The 447-nt window shown below is 64.2% G+C and carries 1 pseudogene; it reads right to left on the bottom strand.

Annotated features, from left to right (window positions below):
* A pseudogene (locus QSK43_RS27040) lies at nucleotides 1-447 on the bottom strand (BID domain-containing protein); the annotation flags it as partial.

Genomic DNA, 447 nt, shown 5'->3' with positions numbered 1-447 from the left:
ATCCTCCCGTTGCCTTCCTTCTCGGTCATCGCGGTGCGCAGTCTCGCGGCGACCTCGACCGGATCACGGAACACGTGCCGCGCGACAGAGCCAACCGTATCGAATCTCTGATCGATGACTGACATCGCCCTTTCCCGGGCCACCTCTTCGATGCTGCGGTCGTGACGCGTGATCGCTGGCACCAGCGGAGCTGGCTTGCCGGTCTCCAGAGGCAATTGCTGGCCGACAGCTTCCGTGGGGGCAGGGACGGCGCCGTCTTGCGACATGAGGTCGGACCACCGGATGCGGCGATAACCTTCATTGTCCTCTGTCCGGTCGCGCCGATCGCCATCAATTGTTCGGGCGAACTGATTGCGAGGATCCTCGCGGCGAACAGGGCCGGCCAGATCGCCGGCACGTTCCTCGTAAACCTGCTGACGCTCTGATGGCCGGTCCTGTTGCTCCCGC

Origin of the sequence: Rhizobium sp. GR12 (assembly GCF_036596185.1) — a bacterium.
In the GTDB taxonomy this organism is placed as follows: domain Bacteria; phylum Pseudomonadota; class Alphaproteobacteria; order Rhizobiales; family Rhizobiaceae; genus Agrobacterium; species Agrobacterium nepotum.
The sequence above is the reverse complement of the archived record's forward strand: the minus strand, read 5'-3'. Positions and strand labels throughout refer to the sequence as shown.